We start from the raw sequence: 17,170 nt of genomic DNA on the forward strand, positions 1-17,170 counted from the left end.
CATGCTGCCCCATGATGCGGTGCAAACTTGCCGCACCGATCGACGGTTCCGAACCGGACCGTTCACAAATGCATAAAATGCAATCTTCAGTTGAAAAGCGCGCGGGCCAGGTTGATCACGGCCAGAATCTGACGCGTCTCGGCATCGACCCGGTACAACTGATCGTCGCTGCGGTAATAGCGCCAACCCTCTCGGCGTTCGACATTGTAACGGTTCAGGTCGCGGACCAGGACATAGTCCTCGACGCGCAGCCTGTCGCCGACGCCGCGACCATAGCGGATGTCATCGCGCTTTGCCTGACCCGGCGGAACGCAGGACGGCGATTTCTTGGCAAGGCCCGGCGGGCACCCCTGATGGGCGTGGTTGCGGTCGTTGTCGTGATGGCGCCCACGGCCCGGATCGGCCGCGACGGGTGCGACCAAGGCAAGCGTCAGCGCGGTCGCCAAGGCAATCCCTGGAAAGGTTGGGGTCATCGTCATGCTCCTGATGCTGGCTCCGACAACGGAGCAAAGGACAACCCCCGACCGGCGCGTGGGTTGCCGCACCCTGCCGGTCATGTGAATGCCGGTGATCGCACGAAGGATCACCGCGATGCAGGGGTCATGGATCGAATGACCACGGCCGCGCGTTCATGGGCCAGAAGCCGATACGGCAGTCAGGAGTTCACATGTCCGACAGAACCATAGGCGATCTGGCAAAGGCGATGGGCAAGATCGACTTTGCCATGCTGACCACCCGGACCGAGGGTGGTCAGCTTGCAACCCGGCCCATGAGCAACAATTCCGATGTCGAATGGGACGGAGACAGCTATTACTTCACCTATGACGACACGCGCACCGTGTCCGACATCGAACGCGACCCCCATGTCGCCCTGTCGTTCCAGGGGCGCGCAGGCATTCTGGGCGCGCCGCCGCTGTTCGTGGCCGTCGAGGGCGAGGCCGGCATCATCCGCGATAAGGCCACGTTCGCCGACCATTGGACCAGCGATCTGGAACGGTGGTTTCCGGACGGCATCGATACACCGGGCATGGCGCTGATCAAGGTCGCCGCCGTGCGCATCCATTACTGGGATGGCGAGGAAGAGGGCGAGGTCGCCCCCCGGGCCTGATCCATCGCAATCCCGAAAGACCCGCGGGCCGGCATGCCGTCCGCGGGTCTTTCAACGACCTCGGCCTGAAGACGATCAAGCGACATTTCGACAGGGGAATGGCATCCTGATGCTGCATCACCGCTATCTTTTCGTGGGTGGCCTGCACCGGTCCGGGACATCGCTTCTGACGCGGCTGATGGCGGCGCATGACGCAGTTGCCGCAATCAGCGACGCGCCGGTGCCCGAGAACGAGGGGTGCTATCTGCAGGGCGCCATCCCGCATACCGCGCAGCACGGCCGGCCGATGCATTTCGCGACCGATCCGCGTCAGCACCTGACTGAGGGCCACCCGCTGGACCGGTTGGAGACCCGTCTGCGCCTGGAACACGACTGGAACCCATGGTTCGACGGCGATCGTCCGTGGCGGGTCGAGAAGTCGCCGGTGAACCTGACGCGGACACGGTTGTACCAACAGTTGTTCCCGCTGTCGCAATTCCTGCTGATCATCCGCCACCCCGAGGCCGTGGCGGCGGCGGTCGCGAAATGGGTCGATGGACCAGCCCATCATCTGATCGACCATTGGCTGGACGCGCACTCTCAGATGCACCAGGACCTGTCCCACCTGCACGCGGCCATGGTCATCCGGTACGAGGACTTAGTGGCATCGCCCGCGGCGGTGGTGAACAGCGTTCACGCCTTCATGTCGCTTTCCCCGTCCCGGATGGACGCGACGGTCCGGGACGGCAATCTGGACTACGGATCGGCGCCGCAGATGACCCCGTCGCAGGCAGAGCGTGCCGCGGCATGGGGCTATGGACCGGGGCTTGAGGTAAGACCTGTCGGTCCTCGCTTGTCCCACCCGTTGCGGTCGGTCAGGACAGCGGCCGAAGACGCCTGGACAGGTGGAAAGGCCATCACCGGCTGATGGAACGCAGGCGGGACACTGCGCCTGAAGAAAGCCGCCGTCCTGCACTTGTCCATAGCCTGCTGAAATCACGCCGATTTCAGGGAACCGATGCCATGAAGCCTGATCTTTATCAGGCGCAGGTTCAGGAACTGCCCTGTCATGCGTCCGTTTTGCAGGCGGATGCGCAGGACAATCCGGTCATGCATCCGTCGCCGGTCGACCGCCCTGGCCGGACCTTCCTGCATGATACGGATGCTCATGACCCCTTGGCACGATACCCGTCCCGCACTGCGCCACGTCACTGTCGCCATCCCCGTGCGCGATGAGGCCAAGCGGTTGCACCGACTGCTGGAGGCGCTGGCCGGGGCCGCCCAAGCCTGTGATCTGCCTGTCACGGCCCTAGTGCTGGCCAACAACTGCACAGATGCCAGCGAACGGATCGCCCGGTCCTTTCGCAGCCCTGCGCTGCAGGTGTCGGTGCATTCCGTCACCTTTCCGGTATCGACCGCCAGTGCCGGGCGCGCGCGGCGGGTGGCGATGGACCTGGCCGCCAGGACCGGCGGGCTGCTGATGACGACGGATGCCGACGCGATCCCGGCGCAGGGCTGGATCCGGGCCGCGCTGGACGCGATGGGTGACGGGGCCGATCTGATCTGCGGATCGATCAGCGCCGATGTCCCGCATGTTCTGGCCACCCCTTCAGGCGCGCGCATCACCCGGGCCGAGGAGGCCTACAGCGCGCTGCTGCGCAGGGTCCGCCACCGGCTGGACCAGGTGGCGGGGCGCCAGTCCGCGCAGTCGCAGACCCCGCATTACATGGAATCCGGCGCGTCGATGGCGATCCGTGCGGATCTGTACCGGGCCATCGGTGGCCTGCCGGCGCTGGATTTCGGAGAGGATCGCGCCCTGGTCTTTCGGGCCGAGGCGCATGGCCTGGCCGTCCGCTATTCCTGCGACATGACGGCGCGCGTGTCCGGGCGACTGCAGGGGCGCGCCGATGGCGGCATGGCCGCCTGCCTGCGCCATCGGATGCAGGATGCCGATCCGCTGGCCGATCAGGCCATGATCCTGCCCGACGCGCTGTGCGCGATGTGGGACGAGGCGATGTCAGGGTCCATCCGCGCCTATCCCGACCGCAGCGTTCCGGCCGGCCCGACGCTGCGCGCCTCGGACCTGGAGGCGCGGCTGGCGGATCTGGCGGCGCTGGTCGACGGGACCGTCGATCCGGACTTTGCCCGCTGGTCCGACCGGCACGCCGCGATGGTGGTCGGATGACCGACGCCATCGACCGTGCCGAACGGATGATCGCCGATGCTCTGCCGGACGGTGCCGACGGCCCGTCGGGCCCTGCCTTGGCAGCGGCATTGCGCGACAGCGGGCTGTTGGCGGAATGTCTGACCTTGGCCCATCACCCGCGTGATCCGCTGGTATTGCTTGACGCGCTGCAGCGGGTGGGCGGCGCGAACCTGTCCGCCGGGCGGCTGTTCGAGGGGCATGTGAACGCCGTCAAGCTGCTGATGCTGCATGACGGTCCGACCGCGCCCGTGGCGCAGGGGGCGCTTTACGGCATCTGGGGCGCCGACGGTCCTGACCCCGCGCGGATCGAGGGTTCGGTCATCCGCGGGCAGAAGCTGTTCGCCAGCGGTGCGGACGTGCTGGACCACATGATCGTCACTGTGCGGTCGGATGCCGGGCTGCACCTGCTGATGTTCGCGCGCGACCAGCTGGACGGGCGGCTGTTTCCCGGCGAATGGGACATGTCGGGGATGAAGGCCACCGCATCGGGTCGCTGCGACCTGGTCGGGCTGGCCGTGGCGGAGGCCGTGACCCCGGGGCGCGCCCGACGCCTATCTGACCGAGCCGCATTTCCACGGCGGCGTCTGGCGCTGTGCCGCGGTCCAGCTGGGGGCGATGCGCAGGCTGACGGCCCTGACCGCCGATCAGCTGCGCGCCCGCGGCCAGCAGGATGCCCCCCTTCAGGCGATGCGCCTGCACCGCATGATCACGGCCTGCGAGACGGTCCGCCTGTGGCTGGCCCAGGCCGCCTGCCGGATCGAGCGTCCCGCCGCGACCGCAGCCGATGCCCAGGCCGCGATCCTGGCCCGCCTGCGCACGACAGACGAGGCCGTGGCCCTGCTGGCCAACATGGACCAGGCGCTGGGGGCCGCGTCATTCGCCACGGCGCATCCGGCCGACCGCATCCGGCGGGATCTGGGCCTATACCTGCGGCAGGCTGGCCCGGATGCCCTGGCCCTGTCATCGGTGGACCGGATCCTGGCCGACCCCGACCTGCACCGGCGGTGGATCGGATGAGCGGCTTTCTGGACCATGCGGCATCCGCCCCGTCGCTGACGCCCGCTTCGCTGATGCAGGGCCGCCCGCTGGTCATCCTGGCCCCGCATCCCGATGACGAGACGCTGGGCTGCGGCGCGCTGCTGTTCGATGCGGCCGCGCAGGGCACCCCGTGTCACGTCATCTGCGCGACCGACGGCACGCGCTCGCATCCCGGATCGCGGCGCTGGCCCGCCCCGGTGCTGGCCGCGACGCGTGCGGCGGAACTGCGCGCCGCCTGCGCGATCCTGGCGCCCGCGGCGCGGGTCACATGTCTTGGCTATCCCGATTGTGCCGCCCCCGACGACGCGCAGGCGGCGGAACGGGTGTCGGCGCTGATCGCGCCCGACGCGCTGGTGCTTGCGACCTGGGAACACGACCCGCACGTCGATCATCAGCAGGTCGCGCGTCTTGCCATGCGCCTTGCCGCCATGCGGGCGGATCTCGCGCTGGCCTTCTATCCGGTCTGGGGGCGGTTCACCGACCGCGCGGCGGAGGTCCGGCTGATCGCGGCTTCGGATGCGGCGGTGGCGGCCAAGCGGCGCGCGCTGGCCTGTCATAGGTCGCAGATGACCGGGCTGATCGACGACGACCCGACGGGGTTCGTCATGACCGACACCCATCAGGCCCATTTCCTGACCCATCCGGAGATTGTCATTGCCCCATAGGGAAACGCTGGACCATCTGGCCCGCCTCTATGCCGCCAGCGACGATCCCTGGAATCACCGCACCAGCCCCTATGAGGCCGGCAAGTACGCCGCCACGCTTGACGCCATCGGGCACGGCCCGTTCAGGGCCGCGCTGGAGATCGGGTGCGGCAACGGCACGCTGGCGCGGCGACTGGCCGACCGGTGCGACCGCCTGACGGTGATGGACTGCATCCCCGCCGCGATCCGGTCGGCGCGGCAGGTGCTGGACCCCCTGCCGCAGGTCACCGTCCTGCAGGGCTGCGCGCCCCAGGACCTGCCGGACCTGCGCCCCGATCTGGTCCTGCTGTCCGAGGTGCTGTATTTCCTGACCCCCCAGGAGATCACCGGTCTTGGCGGCTGGCTGCGGGCCCGGGCGACGGGCCCGGTGATCGCCGTCAATTGGACCGGCCCGACCGACGAGGCGCTGGACGGACCCCGGGCCGTGGCCATTCTGCAGGCTGTCCTGGGACCATCGGACAGCACGGGGCATGACGGCTTTCGCATCGACCGATTTGCCCTTCCGGCCTGACCGGGATCACCGCCGCGGGCGCGCGGCGATCAGGAAGCCCAGGACACCCGCGACGGGCCCGGGGATCAGCAGCCAGACGGCCGTGGGGCCGATGCGCTGGAACAGCGCCGTCGTCAGCGCGATCGATGCGACCGTGATGGCAAAGCCGATGGCGTTCTGGATGGCCAGCGAGGCCCCCACCGCATCCTGCGGACAGGCGCGCGCGGAGAGGGCCGAGAATTGCGGCGAATCCGCCACGACGGTGGCGCCCCAGACCACCAGCAGGACCAGAAGCCAGCCCGGCTGGAGCACCGGCCAGAGCGTGACCATGCAAAGGGCGCTGGCCCCCGACAGGATCAGCGCCGCAAGGGCTATCGGCGCGCTGCCCAGGACGCGGGCAAGGCTGCCGCCCGCCAGGCACCCCGCGGCCCCGGCACCGATGATCAGGAAGGACAGGCCCGACACGCCAAGCCCCGGATAGGCGTCCGCCAGACCAGTCGCGGCCACCAGCAGCGGGACGATGGTCCAGAAGGCATAAAGCTCCCACATATGGCCGAAATAGCCGAAGGCGGCGGCACGGAACCGGGGGATAGCAAAGGCCCGCAGGGCGCCGGCGCTGCCGCGATGGGCGGGGCGCGCCAGATGCGGGCCGTCGCCCAGGGCGCGGATCATGGCGGCGCCGATGACGGCCAGACCCGACGAGGTCGCGACCACCCATTGCCACGGCACCGCCCCCGCGGTCGAACGCAGCAGATGCGGCAGCGCGGTGCCAAGCGTGAGCATCGCCACCAGCAGGGCCAGCGACTGCCCCGCGCGGTCGGGCGCCCAGCTGACGATCATCTTCATGCCGATGGGATAGATCCCGGCCAGCGACAGCCCGACCAGGAACCGGAACCCCGCGCCGGTCGCGACATCCTGGGCCAGCCATGCAAAACCCAGGTTGAACGCCGCCCCCGCCAGGGCCGAGACGACAAAGATCGCGCTGGCGGCGAACCGGTCCGCCAGGCCGCCAAGCGCCATGACCAGCGTGCCGACGATGAAGCCCGCCTGCACGGCATTGGTCAGCAGGCCGATATCGGCCGCGGTCGCGCCCCAGGCCTGCATCAGCCCCTCTGCCGCGCTGTTGGCGCTGAACCACAGCGATGTCCCGAACAGCTGCGCGATCGCGATCACCGCGATGGGGGGCAGCCGGTGGCGTCCTTGGGGTCTGGTCATCGATCGTCCCGACTGGCGATTGCGTCAGGGGGCAGAATGGCCGATCGGGGCGCCGGGGGGCAACCGTTTCGGACGGCGCGCGCGGTCAGGCGGGCAGGACCGGAAAGGTCAGGCTGAAGGTCGTCGTGCCGTCCCCGCAGGCGACCGCGATCGTGCCGCCATGCGCCTGCGCGATGGACGACGCGATGTGCAGGCCCAAGCCCAGCCCGGAACTTTCGGCGGTCCGGCCCCGCTGGAACGGCTGAAAGATGGCGCGTTGGGCGGCCTCAGGGATCGGCTCGCCCTCGTTCTGGACCTCGATCACGACGGCGCCGTCGGTGCGGCGGCCATGCACGGTCACCGGGGTGTCGGCGTCGCCATGGTTGATGGCGTTCGACACCAGGTTCGACACCGCCTGCGCGATGCGTGACGGATCGCAGCAGACCGGCCCGCCGAAATCCAGCTCGGTCGTGACCCGGTGCTGGGGCGCGGCCAGACGGATCTCGGCCACGACCTGGGCGATGGCGTCGCCCAGGGGGGCGTCGGGCGTGGCCGCGACGGTGATCCCGTCGCCAAGCCGCGCCTTGGCATGCAGCATCATGTTCTCGACCAACTCGCCCATCCGGTGCAGGGAGGACTGCATCAGCCCGATCAGGCCGCGGCCGCGTTCGGTCAGCGGCTCCTTGCCCAGCATGCGGATGCCCGACCGCAGGGCGGTGACGGGGTTGCGCAGGTCATGGCCCAGGATGGCGGTGAACTCCTCCTGGATGCGGACCAGCTTGCGTTCCTGTTCGATCATGCGTTCCTGGGCGTCCAGCCGTTCGGCGGTGTCCAGCGTGCCACCGATGATGGTGGCGAACATCTTCAGCATCGCGACGGTGCGGGCGTTGTTCACGTCCTTGGTTTCGGTGTCGATGGCGCACAGCGTGCCGAAGAAGCTGCCGTCGCCGCGAAAGATCGGCACCGAGGCATAGCTGACGATGCCGAAGGTCGCGGCGATGGGATGGTCGCGATAGACCGGGTCGGACGACGCCTCGTTGAAGATGATCATCTCGGAAGTCTTGCGGACCGTCTGGCAGAAGGTCGACCCGATCTCGATCTCGTCGCCCGCGGCGATCCCGAATTTCAGGTCGTCGACGGTGCGGCAGGCGACCCACCGGTCGGCGGTGACGCGCGCCACCCCGGCAAAGCGCATCCGCGTGGCCAGCATCACCGTCTCCAGGATCGTCCCGACCAGCTCGTTCTCGGCCAGGCGCTGGATGTCGGACTGGAAATCATGCTGTCCGGCCTGATAGGCCGCGTGGTCCTGCCTGGGGTGGTCGCTGCTGTGCAAATCCATCGATGATCCCCGGCATTGGACGGTTTGTCGGCCCGCATCTGTATTGCAGGGCGGCGGGAATGCACAGTGTCTTTTCCGCAGCCCCGCCGTCAGCGATCCGGGCGCGCCCGCGGGAATGGCCGGCTGAGCCCCGCCGCCCCGGCAAGGCCGAACCGCCATGGCAGGTCCTGCGCCCGGCTGATCCCGATCCGCGGCCCGACCAGCAGATCGGGCACCGCCGCCGCCAGGACGATGCCGAAATCGGGACCGTCGAAGGCGGCGCCGTCATCGTCGGGCCGGATGTCCAGCGCCTGCGTCAACCGCCCCGGCCCACTGCACAGCGGGGGGGCGGGGCGGCGGGCGCGCATCAGGTCCAGGCCGGTGTCGGGGTCCAGCGCGCGGATCAGCACGGCCGCGCCGGGGGTCGCCACGACGTTCAGGCACAGGTGGATGCCGTAGGATCGATAGACATAGGCGTGGCCCGCCGGGCCGAACATCGAGGCATTGCGCGGCGTCGGCCCCCGATGGCTGTGCGAGGCGGGATCGTCTGGGGCATAGGCCTCGGTCTCGATGATGGTCCCGCCGGCGCCGCGGACGGTCAGCCGCGCACCGATCAGCCGACGGGCCAGGGCCACGGCGTCCAGTCCCGCGATCTGCTGCATGAACGACGACATGGCATCCCTTCCGATCCCGTTGCAGCAGGGGCCTTGTGGCATGAACGTGCCGGGATTGCCAAACCTTGGCGCGGACGGGTGGTAAGGGGACGGGGACCGCGCCTGATCCCTTATGGAGACCCGACTGGCGTGTCGCCGCAGTGCCCTCGGCCACTGGACGGTTACAGGGGGCGGCGGTCAGACCCGCATCCTCTGCATCATGCCTCCGATCCCGGTACGCAACGCCCAAGTTGAACGCCCGGATGTTCAATGCAGGCGGGACATCGACCACGTTCGGGCTGACCGTCCGCCCGTCCTGGACCTCACGCGGCGGCAGATTGGCAAAGGCGAGGCGGCCCCACAGGCCGATGACCGTGACCGCCATGGCGGACGGTCTTAGCACCCTTCTGGTGCTGAGGCGAATGCATGGCCGATGCTCGATCGACCCAGGCCCGGCGTGGCACGAACCGAAAATGATGGTGATAGACCCGGCCATGGACGGTCCGATGGCGTTCCGCACCGCCTTTGCCGACTCGGCGGCACCCAGTGCCGTCCATAGGTGGACAAGTGTTCGATCAGGGCCAGGCGCAGTGGATCACGCGGGTGACAATGAAAAAACGTGGGTTACGGCGCGCCTTTCACCACCGGAAAGGCTGCATCGGCTGCCGCCCGCGATGGTGGTCAGCAGGGGCGTCCAACCTGCATTGGCCAGAACTTCGCCGTAGGGCAGTCGCAGGGAACGATAATCGCGACCGATGGTTCTGCATGACCGTCAACCGATCAGGATCGCCCCCATGTCCCCGCGCCCCATCCTGGTCTTTGACGTCAACGAGACATTGCTGGACCTGGACCACCTGTGTCCGCTGTTCGATGACATCTTCGGCGACGGGGCCGTCATGCGCGACTGGTTCGCGCAGCTGATCCTCTATTCCCAGACCCTGACGATCACCGGACTGCGCAGCGATTTCGGCGCCTTGGCCGTCGCGGTGCTGCGCATGATCGGAGAGATTAGGGGCGTGGCGATCACCGAGGGGCATGAGGATGCGCTGCGCCGGACTATGGGCACGCTGCCCGCCCATCCCGATGCCGAGGCGGCGCTGGTCCGTCTGCGGGACAGGGGGTTCCGTCTGGTGACACTGACCAACTCGCCGCCCTCTGCGGGAGGGACCGCGCTGGACCGCTCGGGCCTGGCGCAGCATTTCGAGGCCAGCTTCAGCGTCCAGCCGACCAACCGTTTCAAGCCCGCGCCCCAGACCTATCAACTGGTGGCCGAGGCACTGGCGGTACCGCTGTCCGATCTTTGCCTGGTGGCCTGCCATGTCTGGGACACGATCGGGATGCAGGCGCTGGGCGGCAAGGGCGCGCTGGTGACCCATGGCGTGAACGCGGCGCTGGTGCTGCCGGGCGTGCCGCAGCCTGACGTGACGGCCCCCGACCTTGCCGGACTGGCGCAGACCATCGCCGCGCGTTGGGGCCGGGCAGGGGCGTGATCGGTCATGCCAAGGGGCATTGGAGACCGGTTTCCGCCGGGCGTTACCGTTCCAATATGCATCGGATTGAGCCGCTATTGACCAGCCTTGTCTTCAGGTGTGGACATGACATTCCAAAAGACCCATCCGGCTCCGACGGCTCCGACGGCTCCGACGGCTCCGACGGCTCCGACGGCTCCGACGGCTCCGACGGCTCCGACGGCTCCGACGGCTCCGACGGCTCCGACGGCTCCGACGGCTCCGACGGCTCCGACGGGGATGACGGGGATGACGGGGCCGCGTGTACACGGGGACGTGACCGGGCGGGTCGCGGCGGTCCGGTAAGACTTCGGGCATCCTGACGACCTGTCGGGTAGGTGCCCCGAGGCCGTGATGAAGGACATGCCGTGACCAGACCCGTTCTGCTGATCCTTGTCGCGACGCTTGTGCTGGCCGGGTCGTGGCTGCTGGGCGGTCAGGACGTGACGCTGCAGTCGCTGCGCGGGCATCTGTCCGCCGTGGCCGAGTATCAGCAGCAGCGGCCGGTGCTGGTCGCGGCGCTGTTCGCCGCCGCCTATGTCGCGATCACCGCGCTGTCCTTGCCGATCGCGGTCTGGCTGACGCTGGCCGGGGGCGCGCTGTTCGGGTTCTGGACAGGGTTGGCGATCGTCTCGTTCGCGTCGGCCATTGGGGCGACGCTGGCCTTTCTGGCGGCGCGGTACCTGCTGCGGGACTGGGTGCGGGCGCGGCTGGGCGCGCGGGCCAAGGGGATCGAGACCGGGCTGGCACGGGACGGGGCGTTCTATCTGTTTTCGCTGCGGCTGATCCCGGTGATGCCGTTCTTTGCCACGAACCTGCTGATGGGCCTGACGCCGATCCGTACCCGGACGTTCTATTGGGTCAGCCAGCTTGGCATGCTGGCGGGCACCGCGGTCTATGTGAACGCGGGCACGCAGCTGGCCGCACTGGACAGCCTGTCCGAGATCGTGTCGCCGCCCCTGTTGGCGTCCTTCGCGGCGCTGGCCGTGTTTCCGTGGATCGCCCGCGCCATCGTGGGCATCCTTCGCCGCCGTCGCGCCTATGCCGGATGGACCCGACCCCGGTGGTTCGACCGCAATCTGGTGGTGATCGGCGCGGGTTCGGCCGGGTTGGTCTCGGCCTACATCGCCGCGGCGACCAAGGCCAAGGTGACCCTGATCGAGGCCGGCGCGATGGGCGGCGACTGCCTGAACCATGGCTGCGTTCCGTCCAAGGCGCTGATCCGCAGCGCGACCCTGGCGCATCAGATGCGCCATGCCGCGCGCTTCGGGCTGGCCGATACGCCGCCCGCGGTCCCGTTTCGCGCGGTCATGGACCGCATCCGCCAGGTCATCGCCGACATCGCGCCCCATGACAGCGTCGAACGCTATGCCGGGCTGGGGGTCGATGTGCTGCAGGGCCACGCCCGCCTGATCGACCCTTGGACGGTCGCGGTCACCGACCCGCAGGGCGCCGAGCGGCGGCTGACCACGCGGGCGATCATCATCGCGACCGGTGCGCGGCCCGTCATGCCGCCGCTGCCGGGGCTGGACCTGGTCGACCCGCTGACCTCGGAGACGCTGTGGTCGCGGCTGGCGGATCATGACCACGCGCCGCGGCGGCTGGTTGTCCTGGGCGGCGGGCCGATCGGCTGCGAGCTGTCGCAGGCCTTTGCGCGGCTGGGGTCCGACGTCACCCAGATCGAGATGGCCCCCCGCCTGTTGATGCGCGAGGACCCCGAGGTGTCGGCCCTGGTCGCGGACGCCCTGCGCGCCGACGGGGTGACGGTGCTGACCGGGCACCGCGCGATCCGCTGCGGCATCGACGGGGGCAGGTGGATCGAGGTCGAACGGGACGGCGCGGCCCGCCGCATCGGCTTTGACCAGATCATCGTGGCCGTGGGCCGCAGCGCCCGGCTGGAGGGGTTCGGACTGGACCGTCTGGGGATCGAGACCGACCGCACCATCGTCACGAACGCCTTCCTGCAGACCCGCTTTCCCCACATCCTGGCGGCGGGCGACGTGGCCGGACCGTTCCAGTTCACCCATGCCGCATCCCACCAGGCCTGGTTCGCCAGCGTCAGCGCGCTGTTCGGCATTCTCAGGCGGTTCAGGGTCGATGACCGCGTGATCCCCTGGGCCACCTTCACCGATCCGCAGATCGCCCGCGTCGGCCTGTCCGAGACAGAGGCCCGCGACCGGGGCATCGCGGTCGAGGTCACGCGCTATGACCTGGCCGACCTGGACCGCGCCATCACCGACGGGGCGGCGCGCGGCTTCGTCAAGGTGCTGACCCCGCCGGGGCGCGACCGCATCCTGGGCGTGACCATCGCGGGTGATCACGCCGGTGACCTGATCGCGGAGTTCGTCCTAGCCATGAAGCACGGCCTAGGCCTGAACAAGGTTTTGGCCACGATCCACATCTATCCGACCTGGGCCGAGGCCAACAAGGCGGTCGCCGGCACCTGGCGGCGCGCCCATGTGAACCCGCGCCTGCTGGCGCTGGTCGAACGCTATCATCGATGGAGGCGCGGATGATCGACGCCCGACTGCAACCGCTGCAGCGCGCGGCCCTGCGGCACCCGGCGCAGATGCTGGCTGCCCGCGGCGTCAAGGCGGACACCATCAGCATCGCGGGCTTTGCCGTGGGTCTGCTGGCGGTGGCCGCGCTGGCCCTGGGGTGGTGGACCGCGGCGCTGGTGCTGATCGCGGCGAACCGGATCATGGACGGGCTGGACGGCGCGGTCGCACGCATCCAGGGCCCGACCGACCGCGGCGCCTTTCTGGATATCGCGCTGGACTTCGTCTTCTATGCGCTGGTGCCGGTGGGGTTCGCCCTGCACGATCCCGCGGCCAACGCGCTGCCCGCGGCGGTGCTGATCGCGGCCTTCGTGGGGACCGGATCGTCGTTTTTGGCCTTTGCCGCTATCGCCGCCCGGCGCGGCGACCGGGCGGCGGCCTTTCCGACCAAGGGCATCTACTATCTGGGCGGCCTGACCGAGGGGTTCGAGACGATCGTCTTGTTCCTGGCGATGTGCCTGATCCCCGCATCCTTTCCACTGCTGGCCTGGATCTTTGCCGCGGCCTGCGGCGTCACCACGATCCTGCGGTGGCACCAGGGCTGGACCGCGTTCCGGTGAACAGGTTTCCATTGTACTGCGATTTTAAGTTAAACGTCGAATCTCACCCGGTCCGGGGATGGTGACAAATCTTTGGATGTATTCTGCGCCATAGGCTCAGATTCACAGGGCGCTAAATCCATTTTAGGCACGGCATCGGCCCAAATCCTGTGCGCTTTGTGCAACAGCGGCGCCCGCTGCGTCGTTATCCCCTTCACAGGATGCAAGGGGCGGCTTCAAGTCGGATCTGTGACGGCCCGCGCGGGCAGCCCGGAAAGGGATGGTAAAGGCACATGGCATCGATTCTGGGTTTCCTGCAGCTGGCAGGCGCGGTGGCGCTGCTGCTGTTCGGTCTGGGACTGGTGCGCGACGGCATGGTCGAGGCCTTCGGCCTGCGAATGAAGCTGATCCTGGGCGCGGGCACGCGCACGGGGCTGCGGGCCTTCGCATCGGGGCTTGCCGCCACCTTGGGTCTGCAATCGTCGACGGCCACCGCCCTGCTGACCGCGTCCTTCGTCCAGCGAGAGATGATCGCCACCCGCCGCGCGCAGATCGTGCTGCTGGGCGCGAATGTCGGCACGGCGATGACGGCGGTGATCGTGTCGACCGACATCACCGCGGTCGCGCCGGTCCTGGTGCTGCTGGGTTACGGCCTGCGCCGCCGGGGCACGACGGTGACGTCGGGGGTGGGCACGGCCCTGATCGGCGTAGGGCTGATGCTGGTGTCGCTGACGTTGCTGGACCAGGCGACCGCGCCGCTGCTCGCCTCGCCGCAGATGGCCGCCTTCCTGCCGATGCTGGATCAGGCCTGGCCCGTGGCGCTGGCCTTCGCGGCGGGGATCGCGCTTTTGTGTTCGTCATCGTTGGCGGCGGTGCTGCTGATCGGGTCGCTGGTTCTGCCGCCCGACCTGACGGTGGTCATGGTGCTGGGCGCGAACCTGGGCGGCGCGATGGCGCCGGTGCTGGCGGGGGCCACGCTGGATATCGCCGCACGGCGGGTGCTGCTGGGCAACCTGACGGTGCGCGCCATCGGCTGCCTGATCGCGCTGCCGCTGGCGGGATTGGCGGCGGGCGCGCTGAATGCCATGCCCCTGGCCGTGGGGCCCTTGGCGGTCAGCGCCCACCTGGCGTTCAACCTGGCGCTGGCGGCGCTGATCTGGCCCTTCAACGCGCTGGTCTGCCGTCTGGTGGCGGTGCTGATGCCGCAGGACGCGCATGCGGCCTCGACCGCGCCGCGCTGGCTGGATGCGCAGGTTCTGGACGCGCCGCCCCTGGCCCTGACCGGCGCCCGGCGCGAGGTTCTGGACATCGGCGACAGCGTCGAGCGGATGCTGGCCCAGACCCGCGCGGCGTTCCGCAAGCACGATCCCGCCCCCCTGGCCGAGGTCCGCGCGATCGAGGATCAGGTCGACCGGCGACAGCAGCAGGTCAAGAACTATCTGTCGCGCCTGACCGGCGACGCGACCGAGGCCGAGCGTCGGCAGGCCATCGACATCCTGGATTACGTCATCAACCTGGAACATATCGGCGACATCATCGACCGGGGCCTGTCCCCCGAGGTGGCCAAGAAGATCGGCCTGGGCCTGCGCTTTTCGGGCGAGGGGTTCCGCGAACTGGACGCGCTGTTCCTGCTGACGCAGGAGAACCTGCGCATGGCGCAGACGGTGTTCATGACGCGTGACCGCGACATGGCCCGCCGCCTGATGGAGCAGAAGGTCACCATCCGCAACCTGGAACGCCAGTCCGCGCAGCGCCACCTGATCCGCCTGCGCGAAGGCCAGACCGAAAGCCGCGAAACCTCGTCCCTGCATCTGGACCTGCTGCGCGACCTCAAGCGGATCAATGCCCATGCGGTCTCGGTCGCCCATCCGATCCTGCAGGACGAAGGGCTGCTGATCGAAAGCCGGCTGCGCGGCAGCTAGGCCCGGGGCGCGCGCCAGCCCGCGCCGTCGCGGATGCCGGTCAGGTGCAGGTCCGCGTCCAGCAGGATCAGGTCCGCGGCCCGGCCCGGCGCGATGCGCCCGGCCTTGGCCCCGATCAGGTCGGCCGGGACCGACGTCGCCATCGCCAGCGCCTGCGCCGGGCCCGCGCCCGCCGCCACCGCGACGCGCACCGCGCGGTCCAGCCGCAGATCCGCGCCGGCCAGCGTGCCGTCCGCCAGCGTCAGCCGCCCGTCGCGCCGCAGGATGCGACGGCCCTGCAATGGAAATTCGGTCAGCGTGGTGCCCGCGACCGCCATGCAGTCGCTGACCAGGAACAACCCCCCAGGCCGTGCGCGCAGTGCGATGCGCAGCGCCGCCGGGTCGACATGGGTGCCGTCCGCGATGATCCCGGCCTGCGCATCGCCCGACAGGACCGCGCCGACCAGACCGGGCTGGCGGTGGCCAAGCGGGCTCATGGCGTTGAACAGATGCGTGGCGCAGCGCGCCCCTGCCGCAAAGGCCGCCTGTGCCTGATCCAGCGTGCAGTCGCTGTGGCCAAGGCTGACGATGATCCCCGCCGCGGTCAGGGCGGCGATTTGGGCAGGTGTGGTGGCCTCGGGGGCCAGGGTCACCATCAGCGCGGGCAGGTCCGCGCGGGCGGCGATCAGGGCGGCCATGTCGGCATCGGTCATCGGGCGGATCAGGGCTGCGTCATGCGCCCCGGCGCGGCGCGGGTCCAGATGCGGCCCCTCCAGGTGCAGGCCCAGAAAGCCCGGCGTGTCGACGCGGGCGGCGGCGATCCCGGCGGCCAGCACGCGCGCCGTGACCTGGGGTCCGTCGGTGATCAGCGTCGGCAGGATGCCCGCGCAGCCCAGATCGCGATGCACCGCGCAGATGCGCGCCAGGGCTGCGGCGTCGGTTCCTGCGCCGACCATCAGCCCGGCGCCGCCGTTCACCTGAAGGTCGACGAAACCGGGGGCCAGGATGCCGGGCATCGGAACCACGCCTGCCGGGCGCGGCACGATGGCCTCGATCACCTCGTCGCGCAGGATCACCGCCATGTCGTCCAGCAGCTGCGCGCCATCGAACAGGGTGGTGGCGGCCAGGGTCTGCAGGGTCATGGCGCCCAGGCCCGTGCCATGTCCAGCGCACCGTCCACGCCTGTGCCGCGGGCGGGAACGACGGGCCAGTCCGCCGCCAGCGCCGTGGCATAGAAGGGGCCCAGCCCGCCGGTGCAGACCACCGGCAGGCGGGCGCCATCCTGCAGCACGCGCACCGCGTCGCCGATCTGGGCCACCGCCTGGTCCAGAATCGCACGGGCCGCGGGATCGTCCGAGGCGACCAGGCGCGGGGCCAGTTCCGCAAAGCGCGCGGGCGCAGCGCCGGTGCCGAAGGCGATGATCCCCTCGATCCCGCCGAATTCGTCACGCAGCGCGGACAGCAGGGGCGTGTCCGGGACCAGCCCGTCGCCCGCCCGCATCGCCCGCGCCAGCAGGGTGCGGCCCAGGACGGCACCGCTGCCCTCGTCCCCCATCAGAAAGCCGCGCCCCCCGATCTGGCGCAGCTGGCCGCCGCGCTGGACCGCCAGCACCGACCCGGTGCCGACCGCGACCAGGATGCCGTCATCCGCGCCAAGCGCGCCGCGCGCGGCGGTGACGGCATCGTTCACCACAAGGCTGCGCGCGAAGGGCAGGCGCGCCTGCATCGCGCGGGCCGCGTCCTGCATGCCGCCCCCGGCCAGGCCCAGCACCGCGGTCAGGTCCGCAGGCGAGGCCCCGGCCTGAGCCATCGCCGCCGTCGCCGCGGCCAGCACGCTGGTCACCGCGCCGAATGGATCGGAATTGATGTTTGCCGGCCCGCCCTGACCGCGGCCCAGCACGCGGCCCGCCGCATCGGCAATGGCCGCCCGGCAGCCCGTGCCGCCCCCGTCGATCCCCAGATACAAGCTCATCA

Annotated in this window: 17 protein-coding genes; 10 read left to right on the top strand and 7 right to left on the bottom strand. The window is 69.6% G+C overall.

Annotation, left to right across the window (positions count from 1 at the left end):
- Window positions 1-86: 86 nt before the first annotated feature.
- A complete protein-coding gene (locus GBO37_RS16140; RefSeq protein ID WP_157001455.1) occupies window positions 87-473 on the bottom strand; it encodes a hypothetical protein in 387 nt (128 codons plus the stop codon).
- Window positions 474-667: 194 nt separating this feature from the next.
- Here GBO37_RS16140 and GBO37_RS16145 point away from each other — a divergent pair, with 194 nt between their 5' ends.
- Both GBO37_RS16145 and GBO37_RS16150 read left to right on the top strand, forming a co-directional pair.
- A complete protein-coding gene (locus tag GBO37_RS16145; protein WP_045982374.1) occupies window positions 668-1,108 on the top strand; it encodes a pyridoxamine 5'-phosphate oxidase family protein in 441 nt (146 codons plus the stop codon).
- 109 nt (window positions 1,109-1,217) lie between these two features.
- Entirely contained in the window at window positions 1,218-2,015 is a 798-nt protein-coding gene (locus GBO37_RS16150; RefSeq protein WP_252930003.1) for a sulfotransferase, read from the top strand.
- Window positions 2,016-2,083: 68 nt separating this feature from the next.
- Here GBO37_RS16150 and GBO37_RS16155 read toward each other — a convergent pair whose 3' ends face one another.
- Entirely contained in the window at window positions 2,084-2,257 is a 174-nt protein-coding gene (locus GBO37_RS16155; protein ID WP_252930004.1) for a hypothetical protein, read from the bottom strand.
- On the opposite strand from GBO37_RS16155, the gene GBO37_RS16160 reads away from it, so the two are divergent.
- The 4 genes from GBO37_RS16160 (at window position 2,256) to GBO37_RS16175 (ending at window position 5,546) form a co-directional block, all read left to right on the top strand.
- The gene (locus GBO37_RS16160; RefSeq protein ID WP_252930005.1) at window positions 2,256-3,272 is read left to right on the top strand and encodes a glycosyltransferase family 2 protein; all 1,017 of its coding nucleotides are present in this window, start codon (window positions 2,256-2,258) and stop codon (window positions 3,270-3,272) included. The genes GBO37_RS16155 and GBO37_RS16160 overlap by 2 nt on opposite strands.
- Before the next feature lie 576 nt (window positions 3,273-3,848).
- Complete coding sequence (locus tag GBO37_RS16165) at window positions 3,849-4,310, top strand: acyl-CoA dehydrogenase family protein (protein WP_256481100.1); 462 nt, start codon at window positions 3,849-3,851, stop codon at window positions 4,308-4,310.
- Window positions 4,307-4,996, top strand: coding sequence for a PIG-L deacetylase family protein (locus tag GBO37_RS16170; protein WP_252930007.1), 690 nt, complete (start codon window positions 4,307-4,309; stop codon window positions 4,994-4,996). Before GBO37_RS16165 ends, GBO37_RS16170 begins: the two co-directional genes overlap by 4 nt.
- On the top strand, window positions 4,986-5,546 hold the full coding sequence (locus tag GBO37_RS16175; RefSeq protein WP_252930008.1) for an SAM-dependent methyltransferase: 561 nt from the start codon (window positions 4,986-4,988) through the stop codon (window positions 5,544-5,546). The genes GBO37_RS16170 and GBO37_RS16175 overlap by 11 nt, the downstream gene beginning before the upstream one ends.
- A gap of 6 nt (window positions 5,547-5,552) precedes the next feature.
- Here GBO37_RS16175 and GBO37_RS16180 read toward each other — a convergent pair whose 3' ends face one another.
- From GBO37_RS16180 to GBO37_RS16190, 3 genes are all read right to left on the bottom strand, one after another.
- Entirely contained in the window at window positions 5,553-6,740 is a 1,188-nt protein-coding gene (locus tag GBO37_RS16180) for an MFS transporter (protein ID WP_252930009.1), read from the bottom strand.
- An 85-nt stretch (window positions 6,741-6,825) separates the two neighbouring features.
- Complete coding sequence (locus tag GBO37_RS16185; RefSeq protein ID WP_252930010.1) at window positions 6,826-8,058, bottom strand: GAF domain-containing sensor histidine kinase; 1,233 nt, start codon at window positions 8,056-8,058, stop codon at window positions 6,826-6,828.
- Window positions 8,059-8,147: 89 nt separating this feature from the next.
- Window positions 8,148-8,711, bottom strand: coding sequence for a DNA-3-methyladenine glycosylase (locus GBO37_RS16190; RefSeq protein WP_239441310.1), 564 nt, complete (start codon window positions 8,709-8,711; stop codon window positions 8,148-8,150).
- A 773-nt stretch (window positions 8,712-9,484) separates the two neighbouring features.
- On the opposite strand from GBO37_RS16190, the gene GBO37_RS16195 reads away from it, so the two are divergent.
- The 4 genes from GBO37_RS16195 to GBO37_RS16210 all read left to right on the top strand — a co-directional run bounded on the left by GBO37_RS16195 (window position 9,485) and on the right by GBO37_RS16210 (window position 15,217).
- Entirely contained in the window at window positions 9,485-10,180 is a 696-nt protein-coding gene (locus GBO37_RS16195; RefSeq protein WP_252930011.1) for a haloacid dehalogenase type II, read from the top strand.
- A 386-nt stretch (window positions 10,181-10,566) separates the two neighbouring features.
- Window positions 10,567-12,714, top strand: a complete 2,148-nt coding sequence (locus tag GBO37_RS16200) for an FAD-dependent oxidoreductase (RefSeq protein ID WP_252930012.1) — start codon at window positions 10,567-10,569, stop codon at window positions 12,712-12,714.
- On the top strand, window positions 12,711-13,316 hold the full coding sequence (locus GBO37_RS16205; protein ID WP_252930013.1) for a CDP-alcohol phosphatidyltransferase family protein: 606 nt from the start codon (window positions 12,711-12,713) through the stop codon (window positions 13,314-13,316). The genes GBO37_RS16200 and GBO37_RS16205 overlap by 4 nt, the downstream gene beginning before the upstream one ends.
- Before the next feature lie 272 nt (window positions 13,317-13,588).
- Window positions 13,589-15,217, top strand: coding sequence for a Na/Pi cotransporter family protein (locus GBO37_RS16210; protein WP_252930014.1), 1,629 nt, complete (start codon window positions 13,589-13,591; stop codon window positions 15,215-15,217).
- Here GBO37_RS16210 and nagA read toward each other — a convergent pair.
- Together nagA and GBO37_RS16220 are read right to left on the bottom strand one after the other, a co-directional pair.
- The gene (nagA, locus tag GBO37_RS16215; RefSeq protein ID WP_252930015.1) at window positions 15,214-16,338 is read right to left on the bottom strand and encodes an N-acetylglucosamine-6-phosphate deacetylase; all 1,125 of its coding nucleotides are present in this window, start codon (window positions 16,336-16,338) and stop codon (window positions 15,214-15,216) included. The two genes, GBO37_RS16210 and nagA, sit on opposite strands and share 4 nt — an antisense overlap.
- On the bottom strand, window positions 16,335-17,168 hold the full coding sequence (locus tag GBO37_RS16220) for a BadF/BadG/BcrA/BcrD ATPase family protein (protein WP_252930016.1): 834 nt from the start codon (window positions 17,166-17,168) through the stop codon (window positions 16,335-16,337). The genes nagA and GBO37_RS16220 overlap by 4 nt, the downstream gene beginning before the upstream one ends.
- Window positions 17,169-17,170 lie beyond the last annotated feature (2 nt).

The organism is Paracoccus sp. 08 (genome assembly GCF_024105395.1).
Taxonomy (GTDB): Bacteria; Pseudomonadota; Alphaproteobacteria; order Rhodobacterales; family Rhodobacteraceae; genus Paracoccus; species Paracoccus marcusii.

Bases quoted from the DNA above. Each gene is read 5' to 3' on its own strand.
- GBO37_RS16180 (WP_252930009.1), bottom strand. From the start codon at position 6,740: ATGACCAGACCCCAAGGACGCCACCGGCTGCCCCCCATCGCGGTGATC.
- GBO37_RS16195 (WP_252930011.1), top strand. From the start codon at position 9,485: ATGTCCCCGCGCCCCATCCTGGTCTTTGACGTCAACGAGACATTGCTG.
- GBO37_RS16140 (WP_157001455.1), bottom strand. From the start codon at position 473: ATGACCCCAACCTTTCCAGGGATTGCCTTGGCGACCGCGCTGACGCTT.
- nagA (WP_252930015.1), bottom strand. From the start codon at position 16,338: ATGACCCTGCAGACCCTGGCCGCCACCACCCTGTTCGATGGCGCGCAG.
- GBO37_RS16170 (WP_252930007.1), top strand. From the start codon at position 4,307: ATGAGCGGCTTTCTGGACCATGCGGCATCCGCCCCGTCGCTGACGCCC.
- GBO37_RS16190 (WP_239441310.1), bottom strand. From the start codon at position 8,711: ATGTCGTCGTTCATGCAGCAGATCGCGGGACTGGACGCCGTGGCCCTG.
- GBO37_RS16210 (WP_252930014.1), top strand. From the start codon at position 13,589: ATGGCATCGATTCTGGGTTTCCTGCAGCTGGCAGGCGCGGTGGCGCTG.
- GBO37_RS16205 (WP_252930013.1), top strand. From the start codon at position 12,711: ATGATCGACGCCCGACTGCAACCGCTGCAGCGCGCGGCCCTGCGGCAC.
- GBO37_RS16185 (WP_252930010.1), bottom strand. From the start codon at position 8,058: ATGGATTTGCACAGCAGCGACCACCCCAGGCAGGACCACGCGGCCTAT.
- GBO37_RS16145 (WP_045982374.1), top strand. From the start codon at position 668: ATGTCCGACAGAACCATAGGCGATCTGGCAAAGGCGATGGGCAAGATC.
- GBO37_RS16160 (WP_252930005.1), top strand. From the start codon at position 2,256: ATGACCCCTTGGCACGATACCCGTCCCGCACTGCGCCACGTCACTGTC.
- GBO37_RS16155 (WP_252930004.1), bottom strand. From the start codon at position 2,257: ATGAGCATCCGTATCATGCAGGAAGGTCCGGCCAGGGCGGTCGACCGG.
- GBO37_RS16220 (WP_252930016.1), bottom strand. From the start codon at position 17,168: ATGAGCTTGTATCTGGGGATCGACGGGGGCGGCACGGGCTGCCGGGCG.
- GBO37_RS16150 (WP_252930003.1), top strand. From the start codon at position 1,218: ATGCTGCATCACCGCTATCTTTTCGTGGGTGGCCTGCACCGGTCCGGG.